Consider the following 17409-nt stretch of genomic DNA (forward strand, 5'->3'; position numbering starts at 1 on the left):
GGACCTGACCGGTGTCGACCTTGGAGATCCGCAACCTGCACGTCTCGGTGGAGACCGACGGGGAGGGCCCGCGCGAGATCCTGCGGGGCGTCGACCTGACCGTCCGCAAGGGCGAGACACACGCGATCATGGGGCCGAACGGCTCCGGCAAGTCGACGCTGTCCTACTCGATCGCCGGCCACCCGAAGTACAAGGTGACCGAGGGGACGATCACACTGGACGGCGTGGACGTGCTCACGATGAGCGTCGACGCGCGCGCCCGGGCCGGCATCTTCCTGGCCATGCAGTACCCCGTCGAGGTCCCCGGTGTCTCCGTCTCCAACTTCCTGCGCACCTCCGCGACCGCGGTCCGGGGTGAGGCCCCGAAGCTGCGGCTGTGGGTCAAGGAGGTCAAGGAGACGATGGGCGTGCTGGAGATGGACCAGGCGTTCGCCGAGCGCAGCGTCAACGAGGGCTTCTCCGGCGGCGAGAAGAAGCGCCACGAGATCCTGCAGATGATGCTGCTCAAGCCGAAGATCGCGATTCTCGACGAGACCGACTCCGGCCTCGACGTCGACGCGCTGCGGCTGGTCTCCGGCGGCATCAACGCGGTCCGCGAGACCGGCGAGACCGGCACGCTGCTGATCACCCACTACACCCGGATCCTGCGCTACGTGCGGCCCGAGTTCGTCCACGTCATGGCCGGCGGCCGGATCGTCGACGAGGGTGGCCCCGAGCTCGCGGCGACGCTGGAGGACTCCGGCTACGACAAGTACGTGAAGATCGGTGAGGCCGCATGAGCAGCTTTGACCGCGCGGGCTACGACGGTGTCAGCTACGACGTCGAGCTGGTCCGCAAGGACTTCCCGATCCTGGAGCGGGTCCTGCACGGCGACAAGCCGCTCGTCTACCTGGACAACGCGGCCACCTCGCAGAAGCCGCGCGCGGTGCTCGACGCCGAGCGCGACTACTACGAGCTGCACAACGCCAACGTGCACCGCGGCATCCACGTGCTCGCCGAGGAGGCGACCGCGCTCTACGAGGCCGCCCGCGACAAGGTCGCGGCCTTCATCGGGGCGCCGGACCGCCACGAGGTCGTCTTCACCAAGAACTCGTCCGAGGCGCTGAACCTGGTCGCCTACGCGTTCAGCAACGCGGCGGCGAGCGGCCCGGAGGCCGAGCGGTTCCTGCTGCGGCCCGGCGACGAGGTCGTCGTCACCGAGATGGAGCATCACTCGAACCTGGTGCCCTGGCAGATGCTCTGCCGGCGGACCGGCGCGACCCTGCGCTGGCTCGGCCTCACCGACGACGGCCGGCTCGACCTGTCGAACCTCGACGAGATCGTCAACCCCAGGACCAGGGTGGTCTCGTTCGTCCACCAGTCGAACATCCTCGGGACGGTCAACCCGGTCGCGGCGATCGTCGCCCGGGCCCGCGAGGTCGGCGCGCTGACCGTGCTCGACGCCTCCCAGTCCGTCCCGCACCTGCCGGTCGACGTGACCGCGCTCGGTGTCGACTTCCTCGCCTTCACCGGGCACAAGATGTGCGGGCCGACCGGCGTCGGCGTGCTCTGGGGCCGCCACGAGCTGCTCGAGATCATGCCGCCGTTCCTCGGTGGCGGCGAGATGATCGAGCTGGTCACGATGGAGGAGACGACCTACGCCGTCCCGCCGCACCGGTTCGAGGCCGGCACGCCGATGATCGCCCAGGCGGTCGGGCTCGGCGCGGCCGTCGACTACCTGACCGGGCTTCCCGGTGGGATGGCCGCCGTGGCCGCGCACGAGCACGCGCTGACGTCGTACGCCCTGGGCGCGCTCGCCGAGGTGCCGGGGCTGCGGATCATCGGCCCGACGACGGCCGTCGAGCGCGGCGCGGCGATCTCGTTCCTGCTGGCCGGCAAGGACGGGCGGGCGATCCACCCGCACGACGTCGGCCAGGTCCTCGACGAGCAGGGCATCGCCGTGCGCGTCGGCCACCACTGCGCCCGCCCGGTGTGCCTGCGCTACGGCGTTCCCGCGACCACGCGGGCGTCGTTCGCCCTCTACACGACCACCGGCGAGATCGACGCGCTGGTGGAAGGTCTTGCGGGGGTAAGGAGGTTCTTCGAAGCGTGAAGCTGGACTCCATGTACCAGGAGATCATCCTGGACCACTACCGCCACCCGCTCCACCGCGGGCTGCGTGAGCCGTTCGACGCCGAGGTGCACCACGTCAACCCGACCTGTGGTGACGAGGTGACGCTGCGGGTGAAGATCGTCGATGACCAGGTCGCGGACGTCTCGTACGAGGGCGAGGGCTGTTCGATCAGCCAGGCCTCGGCGAGCGTGATGGCCGAGCTGGTGATCGGTAAGAGCGTCGAGGACGCCCTGGCGCTCGAGCGAGAGTTCCTGACGCTCATGCAGTCCCGCGGGACGCTCGAACCGGATGAGGACGTCCTGGAGGACGCGGTCGCCTTCGCCGGTGTGTCGAAATACCCCGCCCGGGTGAAATGCGCGCTGCTGAGCTGGATGGCCTGGAAGGACGCGACCTCCCAGGTCGTGGATGGCCCGACGCCGCCCGTGGCGACCCCCATGCCCGGCACCGCCGTTCCCGAGCAGGAGAAGCAGGCATGACCGACAGCATCCAGACCGACACGATCGAGGCGGGCCTGGGCGAGGACGCGGCCCTGCCCGAGAGCGTCACGTCTTCCGCGACGTACAGCGAGCCTGTTGAGCAGCAGCGGATCGCCACGCCGCCGGTGGACAAGGCCGCGATCGAGGACATCGAGGAGGCGATGCGTGACGTCGTCGACCCCGAGCTCGGCATCAACGTCGTCGACCTCGGCCTCGTCTACGGCATCGACGTCTCGGACGCGAACGTGGCGACGATCGACATGACGCTGACGTCCGCGGCCTGCCCGCTCACCGACGTGATCGAGGACCAGGCCCGCAGCGCGCTCGTCGACGGCCCCGACGGCCTGGTCACCGACCTCGTCCTCAACTGGGTCTGGCTCCCCCCGTGGGGCCCCGACAAGATCACCGAGGACGGCCGCGAGCAGCTGCGCGCCCTCGGCTTCAACGTCTGATCGCGCTCCACTCGCGGATGGCCCAGTCGATCCGGCTGGGCCATCGCCGTTGTCAGGGCCGTTGTCAGGGTCGTTCCAGTGACTCCAGGATGGCGAGCGCCAGGCTCATCGCGACCCCGAAGGCGCCACCGCCGTAGAGGATCGCACCCGGCACGGTCGTGTTGTTGGCGCGCGCGAGGATGCCTGCCAGCAGTGCGACGACCAGCGCGATCAGGACCCCCAGTGCGAGGCGAAGGCGGTGAACCGAGCGTTCGGTGGACATGCTGCCCCCAGTGGTAGCGACCTTCACTGATCGGATATCCCGCGCAGATGCGCGCCCGTATGCACGTGCATCTGACTGTGCGGCATATCTTCCTCGGGGTCGTTGGGCTCTTTCGGACCCGACAGGCAATCGATCTGTCGCGGGTCGGAGGAATCTGGTGACCACATGTTTGGCTGTCGCTACTGGAGGTATCTAGTCCATGCCGCTGAGGGCGATGCCGGAGCAGGACGGGAAAGACTGTCAGGCAACGGGAAAGTCGTTCGCAGCGGTGAAGAAGCCCGGACGAGTTCTGTCCGGGCTTCTTAGCGTCCTGGGCCGAGGTCGGCTTGGCCTCCTGGGCTGAGGTCGTCTTCCTGGTGTTCTGGGCCGAGATCGTCGGTCGGGTGGCCTTTGGATCGCCTGCAGCTCACCGCGGGGCGCCGGTGCCCCCCGGTGGACCGACTTGGCCAAGCTGCGACTGGCCCCCGGCGCCGTCCCGGCCTGATCCGAGCCGCCGGCTCGCCTGCGCAGACGCCGATCATCCGGCTAGGTGGCCAAGCTGCAGCACCTTGATCGAGAACTGCGTAGGAATAAAGAGGACAAATTGGGGTATCGAACGCCGTTCTCCCTGCGCATCCGGTGATCAAGGCCTCCTTGATCGCCGGATGCGCAGGGAAAACTTGTCGGTCGGTCACCAGGTGGGGTCGATCCCCGGTGGGGGATCATGCCTCCGTCGATCCGGATGCTCGCGCCAGGCAGACCACGCCGGAATGCTGAAAAGCCCGGACAGGCTTCGTCCGGGCTTTTCGTCGCTGGGAACGACTTTCCCATTGCCTGACGGTCTTTCCCCCGTCCTGCTCCGGCATCGCCCTCTGCGGCTCCGTGTAGATACCTCTGGTAGCGATGGACAAACACGGAGTTACAAGATTCTTGGCCGCTCGGGGGTCACGTCCGGCCCACGCTGGTCAGCTGATGAGGGACTCGTACAGGTCGACGGTCTGGCGGGCGATGGCGGCCCAGCCGAACTCGGTCACCGCGCGGTCGCGGCCGGCCTGTCCCATCGCGGCGGCGCGCCGCGGGTCGGCGAGGACGGTGTTCATCGCGGCGGCCAGCGCCGCCGGGTCGTCCGGCGGCACCAGCAGACCGGTGACGCCGTCGTCGACGACCTCGGGGATGCCGCCGACGCGGGAGGCGACGACGGCGGCGCCGCAGGCCATCGCCTCCAGGTTGACGATGCCCAGCGGCTCGTAGACCGACGGGCAGGCGAACAGCGAGGCGTGCGAGAGCAGCTGGATGACCTCGGGCTTCTGGAGCATGCCGGAGATCCAGGTCACGCCGTCGCGGCGGGCCTTCAGGCCGTCGACCAGGTCGGTGACCTCGGCCAGCAGCTCGGGGGTGTCCGGTGCGCCGGCGCAGAGCACCAGCTGGGCCCGGGGGTCCAGCTCAGCCGCCGCCCGCAGCAGGACCGGCACCCCCTTCTGCCGGGTGATCCTTCCGACGAACACGACCGAGGGACGGTCCGGGTCGACGCCGTACCGTTCGAGCACCTCGGTGCCGAGGTCCTGGCTGTACTCCTCGGTGTCGATCCCGTTCCGGATGACGTGCACCTTCGCCGGGTCGACCTTCGGGTAGGCGTCGAGGATGTCGCCTTTCATCCCGGCGCTTACCGCCACGACCGCGGCCGCCGCCTCGATCGCGGTCTTCTCCGCCCAGGAGGACAGCCGGTAGCCGCCGCCCAGCTGCTCCGCCTTCCACGGGCGGTGCGGCTCCAGCGAATGGGATGTCATGACGTGCGGCACCCCGGCGAGCATCGCGGCCAGGTGCCCGGCGAGGTTCGTGTACCAGGTGTGCGAGTGGACCAGCTCGACGCCGTTCACCCCGCCCGGTCCCGCCCCGGCGGAGGCCGTGGGATCCGCGTCGCTCGCCGCGGTCGCGGCCGCCGCCATCGCGAGGTCCATCGAGAAGGTCCGCAGCGCGTCATTGGCGCCGTCGAGCACCGGCCACGGTGCGTGCCAGCGGACCGCCGGGCTGCCAGCGGGCCGCGGCCCCGGGCCGTGCGGAGCGTCACCAGGCGTCCCGTCGCCGGGCCCGCCGCCCGCCTTCGGGGCGCCCTCGGCGTGCACGGTCAGGTCGACGAGCCGGGCCAGCTCCCGAGCCAGGTACTCGACGTGGACGCCCGCGCCGCCGTAGACGTTCGGCGGGTACTCCCTGGTCAACAACGCGACGCGCATCCTCGGTCCTTCTGCCTGTTCGCTCGTTCTATGTCGGTGATCCTGCTGACTTCACGGCCCGGCCACGGTCTCGGCCCGCCTCCGCCGCCGTCGCGTGAAAGCCCGGCCGCGCCCCGTCCTCCCCGCGATCGGAGGCGCTCTCAGCCCGGCACCATCGGGCGTTGATCGCCGTTTTGGCCCTCCGGTGGTCGTGATTTGGGCCGGCAAACAACCACGAGAGGGCCAAGACGGCGATCATCCCGTGGCCGTGGCCGTGGCCGTGGCCGTGGCCGTGGCCGTGGCCGTGGCCGTGGCCGTGGCCGTGGCCGTGGCGCCAGCGACCGGCGGCAGCCCTGGCTACTCGATCGTGATGCCCTTGCCGACGACGGTGATGCCGTCGGGGCTGACCGTGTAGCCGCGGGCGCGGTCGTGTTCCTTGTCGACGCCGACCTCCGCCCCGGGCGGAACGATGACGTTCTTGTCGAGGATCGCGTCGCGGACGACGGACCGGCGGCCGATCAGCGCGTTGTTCATCACGACGGAGTTCTCGACCTGGGCCCAGGAGTTCACCCGGACGCCAGGGGAGAGCACCGCGCGGCGCAGCGACCCACCCGAGACGATCACGCCGTTGCTGACGATGCTGTCCACCGCCATGCCGGTCCGGCCGGGCAGGTCCCGGACGAACTTCGCCGGCGGCAGGGACGGCACACTGGTCAGGATCGGCCAGTGCGGGTTGTACAGGTTGAACACCGGGTCGAGCGTGCAGAGGTCCATGTGGGCGTCGTAGTAGGCGTCGATGGTCCCGACGTCGCGCCAGTAGCCGCGGTCGCGTTCCTTCGCGCCGGGCACCTCGTTCTCGGTGAAGTCGTAGACGCCGGCGGCGCCCTGGCCGACCAGCATCGGGACGATGCTGGCGCCCATGTCGTGCACGCTGTCCGGGTCGGCGGCGTCGGCGTGCAGGGCGTCGACGAGCACCTTCGTCGAGAAGACGTAGTTGCCCATCGAGGCGAGCGTCTCGTCCGGGCTGTCCGGCAGGCCGGGCGGGTCCGCCGGCTTCTCCAGGAACTCGTCGATCGTGCGGCCGTCGCGGGCCGGGCGGATCACGCCGAGCCCGACCGCCTCCGACCGCGGCACCCGCAGCGCGGCGACCGTGACCCCGGCACCCGTCTCGATGTGCTGCTCGACCATCTGCCGGGGGTCCATCCGGTAGACGTGGTCGGCGCCGAAGACGACGACGATGTCCGGGGCGTCGTCGTAGATCAGGTTCAGCGACTGGTGGATGGCGTCCGCGCTGCCGGCGAACCACTGCGGGCCGAGGCGCTGCTGCGCCGGCACCGGGGTGATGTAGTTGCCCAGCAGGGTGCTCATCCGCCACGTGGTGGTGATGTGCCGGTCGAGGCTGTGGCTCTTGTACTGGGTGAGCACCGCGATCCGCAGGTACCCCGCGTTGACAAGGTTGGACAGCGCGAAGTCGATCAGCCGGTAGAGCCCGGCGAACGGTACCGCGGGTTTGGCCCGGTCATCGGTCAGCGGCGCCAGCCGCGTCCCCTTGCCGCCGGCCAGGACCAGCCCCAGGACCCGGGGCCCGGCCGCTCTCACGACGTCCACCCGGGCGACGTCCACCCGGGCGAGATCCACACAGGCGATTCCGGCACATCGCAAAGCCTAGTGTCCCAGGCCCCGCCGGTACACATCCCCGCAGGTTAGGGCCGGCTTTCGCGCCGACGACCATCCCCGGGCCGGCGGATGACGAACCACCCACCAGCGCCACCGTGCAGCGTAACCCGGCCAAGATCCCGACCCTGGACAGGCGGATGGCTCAGAATTCCGGATCCGCCTCGGTCCAGGGCCGGGCAGGGCGCTCAGCGCCCAGCCCAGCCGGTGGGACGGCGGGCGCGCTAGCGTCCTTCCGTCCCACCGGCCCAGGCGGTCTCCTGGACGGGGCTGCGGCCGAGGAGGGGGCGCCACCAGGTCTCGTTGTCGCGGAACCAGGCGATGGTGGAGCGCATGCCGTCGGAGAACTCGATCTGGGGGGCCCAGCCGAGCTCCTTGCGCAGCTTGCTGGAGTCGAGCAGGTAGCGGCGGTCGTGCGACGGGCGGTCCGGGACGATCGTCTTCAGCGAGTCGGGCAGGCCGAGCTCGGTGAGGATCGTGTCGGCGATCGTCTCGATGTCGGCCTCGACGCCGGACCCCACGTGGTAGGTCTCCCCGACCCGGCCACGCTCCAGCACCGCCTCGATGGCCCGGCAGTGGTCGATCACGTGCAGCCACTCGCGCCGGTTCTTCGTCGACGCGTACAGCGGCAGCTCCTGACCCTGCAGCGCCCGGGTCACGAACAGCGGGATGACCTTCTCCGGGAACTGGTACGGCCCGTAGTTGTTCGAGCAGTTCGTGATCGTCACCGGAACGTCGTACGTGTAGCCGTAGGCGCGCACCGCGTGGTCACCGCCGGCCTTCGCCGCGTTGTACGGCGTGCGCGGCAGGTACGGCGAGTCCTCGGTGAACGCGCCCGGGTCGTCCAGGTCCAGGTCGCCGTAGACCTCGCAGGTGGAGATCTGGTGGAACCGGCCGACGCCGACCGTGCGGGCCGCCTCCAGCAGGCTCTGGACACCCATCACGTTCGTCGAGAAGAAGTCGCCCGGACGCAGGATCGCCAGGCTGTTGTGCGACTCGGCCGCGAAGTTCACGATCGTGTCGACCTTGTGCTCGCGCAGCAGCGACTCGACCAGCTCCCGGTCCCGGATGTCACCGTGGACCAGGGTCACGAGACCGCCGGACGCGTCCAGCACGTCGGCGACGTTCTCCCGCAGACCCGCGTACGTCATCGAGTCCAGCCCGACGACCCGGTCGCCAGGGTGCTGGGCGTGCCAGTAACGCAGGAAGTTCGAACCGATGAACCCGGCGGCCCCGGTCACCAGCAGTGTCGTCGGCATGGCGTGCATCGGCCTTTCGCGCTCAAGGTCAAGGTTCACCAAAGTCATGGTCCCGGGAGGGGCCGTGGGCGCCGCCCAGCCTCTCACGGGCGCGACCTCGTCGAGTGCCCGGGGCCGGCCGACCGGGCCCGCCCTACCGGCAAACGCTGTGCTGGCAGTGGATTTCTTGTGGGCTGGCGGAGTGGGATCGGTCACCGAGGCGGGGAGGGGTGTTGGTTATGTCCTGGAAACATGCGAGCCCTACGCTTCGGCCGTGGCGGACCTGTTCGAGGGATATCCGGCGGAGGTGCAGGCCACCGCCGCTTGGGATGAGGTGTTCGACGCCGGAGGCGTCCCGCGTGAGGTGTACGCGGCTCTCTACGACGCGTTGCAGCCACTGAGCAGTGGCGACCTGGCGGCCCGCAAGGCCGCTCTCGACCGGGCCTTCCGGGACGCCGGGATCACGTTCATCCTGTTCGGTGAGGAACGGCCGTTCCCGCTGGACCTGGTGCCCCGGCTGCTCTCCGGCTCCGAGTGGGACACGGTCGAACGCGGCGTGGTCCAGCGGGTGCGCGCCCTGGAGGCGTTCCTCGCCGACATCTACGGCCGGGCCGAGATCCTCGACGACGGGATCGTGCCGCGGCGCCTGGTCATGTCCAGCTCGCACTTCCACCGCGCGGCGCACGGGATCGACCCGCCGAACGGGGTGCGCTGCCACGTCTCCGGCATCGACCTGATCCGTGACGAGCAGGGCCGGTTCCGGGTGCTGGAGGACAACGTCCGGGTGCCCAGCGGGGTCAGCTACGTCATCGAGAACCGCCGGGCCATGACGCGGGTCTTCCCGGAGCTGTTCGCGACCCACCGGGTCCGGCCGGTCGCCGACTACGCCTCCCACCTGCTGCACGCGCTGCGGGCCGCCGCGCCGCCGGAGGTCGCCGACCCCACGGTCGTCGTGCTCACCCCGGGCATCTACAACTCGGCCTACTTCGAGCACGCCCTGCTCGCCCGCCAGATGGGCGTCGAGCTCGTCGAGGGCCGCGACCTGCAGGTACGCGACAACCAGGTGACGATGCGCACCACCGAGGGCGAACAACCGGTGCACGTCATCTACCGGCGCGTCGACGACGACTGGCTCGACCCGCTGCACTTCCGGCCCGAGTCGACGGTCGGCTGCGCCGGGCTGATCAACGCCGCCCGCGCCGGCGAGGTCACGATCGCCAACGGCGTCGGCAACGGCGTCGCCGACGACAAGCTGATGTACACCTACGTCCCCGACCTGATCCGGTACTACCTCGGCGAGGAGCCGGTGCTGCCGAACGTCGACACGTACCGGGTGGAGGACCCCGACCAGCGCGCGTACGTGCTCGACCACCTCGACGAGCTGGTGGTCAAGCCGGTCGACGGCTCCGGCGGCAAGGGCATCGTGATCGGGCCGCAGGCCACCGACGAGGAGCTCGCGACGCTGCGCGGCCAGGTGACGGCCGACCCGCGTGGCTGGATCGCGCAGCGGCTGGTCCGGCTCTCGACGTCGCCGACGCTCTCGGGCGACCGGCTCGGGCCCCGCCACATCGACCTGCGGCCGTTCGCGGTGAACGACGGCAGCCGGATCTGGGTGCTGCCCGGCGGGCTGACCCGGGTCGCGCTGCCGCGCGGCAGCTTCGTCGTGAACTCCAGCCAGGGCGGCGGCTCGAAGGACACCTGGGTGCTCGCCCCCCAGCTGGCCGACGGCGAGCGCCCCACCAGCTACGGCCGCCCCGCCGGCGGCGAGTTCCTGGTAGCCCAGGGCCCCGACATCGGCCCGGACACCTCCGGCGAACAGCAACAACAACAGCAACAGAATCAACAGCAACAGAACCAGCGAGGTCCCTTGGATGGGTGACGTGCAGCGGCGCGCGACCCTCCGGCCCGGAGGCGCACCTCCGCGGAGTGCCACCCACGAGCGCAGCGAAGTGGGAGGCACGCAGCGGAGGTCGCCGGAGGGCACGTTCGCGGAGGAGGACGCGAGCCGGAGGTCTCGTGGGAGCGACGGGGTCCCTGCGGAATCGGCGAAGCCGATTTCGGAGGTCGTGAGTACGAGGCCGGAGGCTCGCGCCCGGACGGAGCGAACCAGAGAAACAGCGACTGAGGGGCCGGAGCGCCGTGCCCGGACGGAGCGAACCGGAAATACGGAGCGAACCAAGACATGCTGAGCAGGATCGCCGAGTCGCTGTTCTGGATCGGCCGCTACGTCGAGCGGGCCGAGAGCACCTCGCGCATCCTCGACGTCCACGTCCACCGCGTCCTGGAGGACCCCTGGCTGGACGAGGCGTCGGCCGGCCGCGAGCTGCTCGCCGTGATGGGCACCGGGCTGGTCGACGGCCCGGTCGACTCGCAGGTCGTCACCGAGCTGCTCGGCTATGCCCGGGACGACTCCTCCAGCATCGTCGGCGCGATCACCGCGGCCAGGGAGAACGCCCGCAGCGCCCGCGTCGTCGTCTCCAGCGAGGTCTGGGAGTGCCTCAACGCCACCTGGATCGAGCTGGAGCACACCGAGCAGCTGGCCCGCCGGCTCGGCCCGCACGTGTTCTTCCGGTACATCCGGGAGCGCACCGCGATGCTCGCCGGCCTGGTGGACGCCACCCTGGCCCGCGACGACGGTTGGCGGTTCCTGGCCCTGGGCCGCAGCCTGGAGCGGGTCGACATGACCGCCCGGCTGCTGTCGTCCAGCATCAGCGACGACCCGAACTCGCAGAGCTGGGTCAGCCTGCTGCGCTCGTGCGGCGCGCACGAGGCCTACCTGCGGACCTACCGGCGGGCCGTCGACGCCTCCCGGGTGGCCGAGTTCATGCTGCTCGACCGGCTGTTCCCGCGGTCGGTCTACTGGTCGCTGGCGCTGGGTGAGCAGATCCTCGCCGAGCTCGACGGCGGCCGGCGCGGGGGCCGCACCACCGTCCACGACGCCACCCGCCGCGCGGTCGGCCTCGCCCGCACGGAGCTCGAGTTCCGCGGCGTCGACGAGCTGGTCGAGGACATGCCGGAGCTGCTGCGCGCGCTGCAGACCACCTGCTCGGAGGTCAGCGCCGGCGTGACCGCCCGCTACTTCGCCCGCGAGGTCCCGCGCGAGTGGGCGACCGAAGTACCCGCCTAGCTGGCTGACCGGCGCCGATGAGGAGACACACGTGAGCTGGCAGATGCGCGTCGAACATTCGACGGGGTATCGGTACGCGTCGCCGGTGCTGTCGTCGTACAACGAGGCGCGGATCATTCCGCAGACCGGTGGCGGGCAGGTGACGCTGGAGGCGACGGTGCGCACCGAGCCGGCCGCGACGCTGTACCGCTACTGGGACTACTGGGGCAGCCAGGTCACCGCGTTCGACCTCCACGGGCCGCACACCGAGCTGGTCGTCACCGGCCGGTCGCTGGTCCGCACGGCCTCCGAGCCGGCCCGGCCGGAGCCGCCGAGCTGGGAGGCGTTGCGCGGGGACGACGTCGCCGACCGGTATGTCGAGTTCCTCCGGCCGGCGCGCTTCACTCCCGACCACCCCGAGCTGGTCGCGGCCGGCCGAGAGCTGGCCGTGGCCCACGATCCGGCGGACTTCGTGCTGGCCGTCGGTGACTGGGTGCGCGAGCGGCTCACCTACCGGCCGGGGACGACCGACGTGCACACCTCGGCCACCGAGGCGTGGAAGCGCGGCGAGGGCGTCTGCCAGGACTTCGCCCACCTCGCGCTGGTGCTCATGCGGGCGGCCGGGATGCCGGGCCGCTACGTGTCCGGCTACCTGCACCCGCTCGCGGACGCGGCGATCGGCGAGACCGTCGAGGGGCAGAGCCACGCCTGGGTCGAGGGCTGGTTCGGCGACTGGTGGGGCTTCGACCCGACGAACGCCGTGCCGGCGGGGGAGCGGCACGTCGTCGTCGCCCGCGGCCGCGACTACGACGACGTCCCGCCGATGCGCGGCGTCTACTCCGGCGGCACCTCGTCTTCGCTCGGCGTGACGGTCAACGTGACCCGCCTCGCATAAGCCGGACCCGGATGGGCGACGATCTCGCCGGGGGCCGGCACGTACCCTGAGAAGGCCGTGCCGATTGGGGAGTGATCTCGGGCCTGTGATGGAGCACCTCGTTCAGCTGGAGTGAGGCGGACGCTTCGCGTCCGCGTTCTCGCCCTGTCCACGAGGTCGGCCGCTGTGGCGGTCGTGCCTGCTCTCACCTGCCTCGAGAGGCCATCTCTTCATGATCATCGCTACCGACCTGGAGCTGCGGGCCGGGGCCCGGACGCTGGTCGAGCCGGTGTCGTTCCGGATCCAGCCCGGCGACCGGATCGGCCTCGTGGGGCGTAACGGCGCGGGCAAGACCACGCTGCTCAAGACGCTCGCCCGCGAGACCCTGCCGTTCGCCGGCAAGATCGACGTCCGCGGTGACGTCGGCTACCTGCCGCAGGACCCGCGCAGCGGCGACCTCACGGACACCGCCCGCGACCGGGTGCTGTCCGCCCGCGGCCTCGACGAGATCCTGCGCGAGCTGGACAAGCTGCAGATCGAGATGGCCGAGCTCGCCGACGACACCGCCCGGGACAAGGCCATCCGCCGGTACGGCCGGCTGGAGGAGCGGTTCGGCGTGCTCGGTGGCTACGCGGCCGAGGCCGAGGCCGCCCGGATCTGTTCGTCGCTCGGCCTGCCCGACCGGGTGCTCGCCCAGCAGATCGGCACGCTGTCCGGTGGCCAGCGCCGCCGCGTCGAGCTCGCCAGGATCCTGTTCGCGGGCGCCGGCAACGCGGACGCGACGCTGCTGCTCGACGAGCCGACCAACCACCTGGACGCCGACTCGATCGGCTGGCTGCGCGACTTCCTGCGTGCGCACACCGGCGGCCTGATCGTCATCAGCCACGACGTCGACCTGCTGGAGAAGTCGGTCAACAAGGTCTTCCACCTGGACGCCAACCGGGCCGCCATGGACGTCTACAACGTCGGCTGGAAGACCTACCTGACCCAGCGCGACCAGGACGAGAAGCGGCGCAAGCGCGAGCGGGCCAACGCCGAGAAGAAGATCGACGCGCTGAAGACCCAGGCCGACAAGATGCGGGCCAAGGCGACCAAGGCCAGGGCCGCGCACCAGATGGACCGGCGGGCCGACCGGCTGGCCGCGGGCCTCGCCGCGACCCGGGTCGCCGACAAGGTCGCCAAGCTGCGCTTCCCGACGCCGGCGCCCTGCGGGCGCACGCCGCTGACCGCCGACGGCCTGTCGAAGTCCTACGGGTCGCTGGAGATCTTCACCGACGTGGACCTGGCGATCGACCGCGGTGCCCGGGTCGTCATCCTCGGCCTGAACGGGGCCGGCAAGACGACGCTGCTGCGGATCCTCGCCGGCGTCGAGGCGGCCGACACCGGCACGGTGAACCCCGGCCACGGGCTGCGGATCGGTTACTACGCGCAGGAGCACGAGACCCTCGACCACGACCGCTCGCTGCTGGACAACATGCGCTCCGCGGCGCCGGACACCTCCGAGGTGGAGCTGCGCCGGATCCTCGGCGCGTTCCTGTTCAGCGGGGAGACGGTCGACCAGCTGGCCGGGACGCTGTCCGGCGGTGAGAAGACCCGCCTCGCGCTCGCCGGCCTGGTGTGCTCGTCGGCCAACGTGCTGCTGCTCGACGAGCCGACGAACAACCTCGACCCGGCGTCCCGCGAGGAGATCCTCGCGGCGCTCGCGTCCTTCGCGGGCGCGGTCGTGCTGGTCACCCACGACCCGGGAGCCGTGGAGGCTCTCAATCCGGACAAGGTCCTCATGCTCCCCGACGGCGTCGAGGACCTCTGGTCGCCCGACCTCCTGGAGCTCATCGAGCTGGCGTAACCGGTCGCATCTACTGGTCTGTAGATGGACCCGCCGAAGGATCCGATTGGCCCTGTTGGCAGACTCTGGGGGAGTCCGACGGCGAGGGGAGACGGTTCCGGGTGAGCACGGGTGGTGGGACCAAGGCGGTGCTGGCGGCGCTGGCGGCGAACCTCGGGATCGCGTTGGCGAAGTTCGTCGCGTTCCTGTTCACCCGTTCGTCGTCGATGCTCGCGGAGTCGATCCACTCGGTGGCCGACTCGGGCAACCAGGCGCTGCTGCTGCTCGGCCAGCGCCAGTCGGTCCGCCCGGCCGACGAGGACCACCCGTTCGGCTTCGGCCGGTCCAGGTACATCGCCGGCTTCCTCGTCGGCATCGTGCTGTTCACCGTCGGTGGGCTGTTCTCGGTGTACGAGGGCATCGAGAAGCTGCGGCACCCACACCACCTCGAGTCGCCGCTGGTCGCGATCGTGATCCTCGTGCTCGCGATCGGGCTGGAGGGGTTCTCGTTCCGGACCGCGATCACCGAGGCCCGCCACCACAAGGGCGGCGAGAGCTGGTGGCGGTTCATCCGGGACGCCCGGGCGCCCGAGCTTCCCGTGGTGCTGCTGGAGGACTTCGCGGCGCTCATCGGCCTCGTGTTCGCGCTCGTCGGCGTCGGGCTCACCTCGCTGCTCGACGACGCGCTGTGGGACGCGGCCGGCACGCTCGCGATCGGGGTGCTGCTGCTCGTGGTCGCCGTCGTCGTGGCGGTCGAGAGCTACGGCATGCTCGTCGGCGAGGCCGCGACGCCGGCCGTCGTCACCGCGATCCGGGCCGCGCTCACGGCCGCGCCGTCGGTGACCGCCGTGCTGGACATGCGCACCCTGCATCTCGGCCCGGACGAGCTGCTGGTCGCCGCGAAGATCGGCCTGGACCCCGGGCTGACCGTCGCCGAGGTCGCCGCCGCGATCGACGAGGCCGAACGCCTGCTGCGGGCGGCCGCTCCCACGACCTGCCGCGTCTACCTCGAGCCCGACATCCCGCGTACGCCCGTCTCCTCGGTCTGACGCCGCGGGGCCGACCAGTGTCGCCCTGGGGACGCGCGGTCAGGCCGTGAGCAGGGCGGCGAGGACGACGGCCAACGCGGCTCCCGCGCCGACCAGGCCGTAGGGAACGGCACCGGCACTGCTGGTGTCGCCGGGCAGGGCCGGCCGCGGCCGGGGCGCCAGGGCCGCGACCACCAGCCAGGGGAACAGCGGCAGCCAGCTCGTCACCACGCCGCCGCTCGCCAGACCGTCCAGCAGCGCGAACAGCGCCGCCGCCGTCGCTCCGACCAGGAACGGCCAGCCGGGCGTCATCGCGATCCGCCGCGCGGCCCGGACCAGTACCGGGCCGCAGCACAGCAGCACCGCCAGCAGGTCGGGCACCAGCCAGGCCAGGGCCGCGTGGTCGAACAGGCCGGTACCGGCCCGGGCCAGCCCGTCCGGCCAGGAGTAGCCCGCCAGCCGCAGCGCGAATAACGGCAGCAGCGCGCCCACCCCGGTGATCACGTTCAGCAGTGGGCGACGGCGCACGAAGTACGCCGCGGCCACCGCCACTCCCAGCCACATCGCGGGGAAGCTGAACAGGCCCGCCACACCCAGCAGCAGGCCCGCGCCCAGGGCCCACCATGCTCGGCGCCCCCGTTCGCACCCGGCGACGCCGACGGCCAGCGCCGCGGCGGCGACCGCCGCCGTCACCGCGTCCCGGCTGGCCACGGCGAAGGGCGCCCACGGCGCGAACACCAGCACCGGCAGCAGCCGGCGGGCCGCCGGCTCGTGACACAGCGATCGCACCGCCAGCGCGACCAGCGGCACGACCAACGCGCCGAGCGCCGTGAAGGCCAGCCCGACGGCCAGCCCGCCGTGCAGCCCGACCCGCGCCAGCACCCAGACGAGCAGCTCCGGCCCCGGAGGCTGGCCGCTCGTCGTGCGCAGCAGGTCCGAGGGGGTGCGATCCCCGGCCTCCAGCAGCGCCTCAGACACCCGCTCGCCGGGCCGCGACACCGCGCCCAGCGCCAGCCACCACGCGACCGTCAGGAGGTAGGACAGGCCCAGCAACAGCCCGAACGCCGGCGCCGGCCGGCCGGCGGGCCGACGGGCGAGCAGCCCGGCCGCCAGCAGCGCGCTCACGGCCAACGCGGGGGCCAGTGCGGTGCGGGGGGTCGACCGCGGCGGCCAGGTCAGCGGCAGCGTCCCCGCGGCCAGGCCGCCCCGCGCTCCGTGGCCGGCCGCCGGGGCGAAATGCACCCCGGTGGCCACCAGCAGCGCCGTCGCGCCGGCCAGCGCTCCCGCGAGCGCGACCCAGAGCGCCAGCTCGCCGAGCTGGTCGCGCCCGGCCCAGGCGAGCCTGGCCGCCGCCGACGACCCGTCCGGTGGCGGCGCGCGCCACCACGACCGGCCCGCGGCCGTCGTCGGCGTCGCGGCCGGTGACGCCGTGTCAGCGGCGCTCATCCGGCGAAGGCCCGTGCCGCGATCACAACAGCACGGTAACGACTGGTGGGCCGGTTCGCCCGGCCGGCACCGGCGAAGCGACCCGCGGAGTGGTCCCCGTCTCGGCCGGCCGGACCCGCCGGCTCGGCCGGCTCGCATCGTCCGTCGGCCCGATGTGGTCCGTGCGACCTGGGACGGACACGCCGGGTTGCGTCCCGCCTGGCTCGCGACGCGCCGCGTCCCTTGTTAGGAACCACCCCGGTGATTGGGGAGACTGACGTTGTGACGTTGATCCATACCGCCTGGAACGACAGCGGACTGGGAGAACGTCGGGCTCACGGGCGCGCCGGGGGCCACTGATCGCGTGTGATGGATCACATGTGCTTCGAGTGGCGCGTTTCCCGAAGCTGAGTGAAGATCGGTTCGCAGATCATCGACACGGAGGGGGCCACGTTGGCCGAGCTTAGGAAAGGAACCCGGATCACCGGCGCCGAGCGTGACAAGCTGGCCGCCGAGCTTCGCAAGAAGTACGAGTCCGGGCAGAGCATCCGACTCCTGGCCGAGTCGTCGGGCCGGTCGTACGGCTTCGTGCACCGGATCCTGTCTGAGTCCGGAACGACCCTGCGGGGCCGTGGCGGGGCGACCCGGGGCAGCAAGAAGAAGAGCGCCTGATCGTGCCTGCACCGGCCGCCCCCCCGGGGGGGGGGGGGGGGGGGGGGGGCACCCCGCCCCCCCCCCGCGCCCCCG

The 17409-nt window shown here is 71.5% G+C and carries 15 protein-coding genes; 10 read left to right on the top strand and 5 right to left on the bottom strand.

The window, feature by feature from the left end; all coding sequences use genetic code 11:
- Positions 1 to 11: 11 nt before the first annotated feature.
- Genes sufC through I6A60_RS23340 form a run of 4 tightly spaced genes read left to right on the top strand, consistent with a single transcriptional unit; the run spans position 12 to position 3041 of the window.
- Positions 12 to 779, top strand: coding sequence for a Fe-S cluster assembly ATPase SufC (gene sufC, locus I6A60_RS23325; protein WP_203022202.1), 768 nt, complete (start codon positions 12 to 14; stop codon positions 777 to 779).
- On the top strand, positions 776 to 2092 hold the full coding sequence (locus I6A60_RS23330) for a cysteine desulfurase (protein WP_203022201.1): 1317 nt from the start codon (positions 776 to 778) through the stop codon (positions 2090 to 2092). Before sufC ends, I6A60_RS23330 begins: the two co-directional genes overlap by 4 nt.
- Positions 2089 to 2589: a Fe-S cluster assembly sulfur transfer protein SufU gene (gene sufU / locus I6A60_RS23335; RefSeq protein ID WP_203022200.1), complete on the top strand. Its 501-nt coding sequence runs from the start codon at positions 2089 to 2091 to the stop codon at positions 2587 to 2589. The genes I6A60_RS23330 and sufU overlap by 4 nt, the downstream gene beginning before the upstream one ends.
- On the top strand, positions 2586 to 3041 hold the full coding sequence (locus I6A60_RS23340; RefSeq protein ID WP_203022199.1) for a metal-sulfur cluster assembly factor: 456 nt from the start codon (positions 2586 to 2588) through the stop codon (positions 3039 to 3041). Before sufU ends, I6A60_RS23340 begins: the two co-directional genes overlap by 4 nt.
- A 64-nt stretch (positions 3042 to 3105) precedes the next feature.
- On the opposite strand, the gene I6A60_RS23345 is transcribed toward I6A60_RS23340, so the two are convergent.
- From I6A60_RS23345 to rfbB, 4 genes are all read right to left on the bottom strand, one after another.
- Entirely contained in the window at positions 3106 to 3303 is a 198-nt protein-coding gene (locus I6A60_RS23345; protein ID WP_203022198.1) for a hypothetical protein, read from the bottom strand.
- A 944-nt stretch (positions 3304 to 4247) separates the two neighbouring features.
- Positions 4248 to 5513: a glycogen synthase gene (gene glgA / locus I6A60_RS23350; RefSeq protein ID WP_203022197.1), complete on the bottom strand. Its 1266-nt coding sequence runs from the start codon at positions 5511 to 5513 to the stop codon at positions 4248 to 4250.
- A gap of 336 nt (positions 5514 to 5849) precedes the next feature.
- Positions 5850 to 7091: a glucose-1-phosphate adenylyltransferase gene (glgC, locus tag I6A60_RS23355; protein WP_203022220.1), complete on the bottom strand. Its 1242-nt coding sequence runs from the start codon at positions 7089 to 7091 to the stop codon at positions 5850 to 5852.
- A 299-nt stretch (positions 7092 to 7390) separates the two neighbouring features.
- A complete protein-coding gene (gene rfbB / locus I6A60_RS23360; RefSeq protein WP_203022196.1) occupies positions 7391 to 8473 on the bottom strand; it encodes a dTDP-glucose 4,6-dehydratase in 1083 nt (360 codons plus the stop codon).
- A gap of 205 nt (positions 8474 to 8678) precedes the next feature.
- Here rfbB and I6A60_RS23365 point away from each other — a divergent pair, with 205 nt between their 5' ends.
- The 5 genes from I6A60_RS23365 to I6A60_RS23385 all read left to right on the top strand — a co-directional run bounded on the left by I6A60_RS23365 (position 8679) and on the right by I6A60_RS23385 (position 15258).
- A complete protein-coding gene (locus tag I6A60_RS23365; RefSeq protein WP_203022195.1) occupies positions 8679 to 10283 on the top strand; it encodes a circularly permuted type 2 ATP-grasp protein in 1605 nt (534 codons plus the stop codon).
- 303 nt (positions 10284 to 10586) lie between these two features.
- Complete coding sequence (locus tag I6A60_RS23370) at positions 10587 to 11531, top strand: alpha-E domain-containing protein (protein WP_013425950.1); 945 nt, start codon at positions 10587 to 10589, stop codon at positions 11529 to 11531.
- Positions 11532 to 11562: 31 nt separating this feature from the next.
- On the top strand, positions 11563 to 12405 hold the full coding sequence (locus tag I6A60_RS23375) for a transglutaminase family protein (RefSeq protein WP_203022194.1): 843 nt from the start codon (positions 11563 to 11565) through the stop codon (positions 12403 to 12405).
- A 211-nt stretch (positions 12406 to 12616) separates the two neighbouring features.
- Positions 12617 to 14230: an ABC-F family ATP-binding cassette domain-containing protein gene (locus I6A60_RS23380; RefSeq protein WP_203022193.1), complete on the top strand. Its 1614-nt coding sequence runs from the start codon at positions 12617 to 12619 to the stop codon at positions 14228 to 14230.
- 101 nt (positions 14231 to 14331) lie between these two features.
- On the top strand, positions 14332 to 15258 hold the full coding sequence (locus I6A60_RS23385) for a cation diffusion facilitator family transporter (RefSeq protein WP_203022192.1): 927 nt from the start codon (positions 14332 to 14334) through the stop codon (positions 15256 to 15258).
- Positions 15259 to 15297: 39 nt separating this feature from the next.
- On the opposite strand, the gene I6A60_RS23390 is transcribed toward I6A60_RS23385, so the two are convergent.
- Positions 15298 to 16683 carry a hypothetical protein gene (locus tag I6A60_RS23390; RefSeq protein ID WP_238436046.1) on the bottom strand — a complete coding sequence of 462 codons (1386 nt, stop codon included), beginning with the start codon at positions 16681 to 16683 and terminating at the stop codon, positions 15298 to 15300.
- 432 nt (positions 16684 to 17115) lie between these two features.
- Between I6A60_RS23390 and I6A60_RS23395 the strand changes: the two genes are divergently transcribed.
- The gene (locus tag I6A60_RS23395; protein ID WP_027141265.1) at positions 17116 to 17334 is read left to right on the top strand and encodes a helix-turn-helix domain-containing protein; all 219 of its coding nucleotides are present in this window, start codon (positions 17116 to 17118) and stop codon (positions 17332 to 17334) included.
- Positions 17335 to 17409: the final 75 nt, after the last annotated feature.

It is taken from the genome of Frankia sp. AgB1.9, from assembly GCF_016786355.1.
In the GTDB taxonomy this organism is placed as follows: Bacteria; Actinomycetota; Actinomycetes; order Frankiales; family Frankiaceae; genus Pseudofrankia.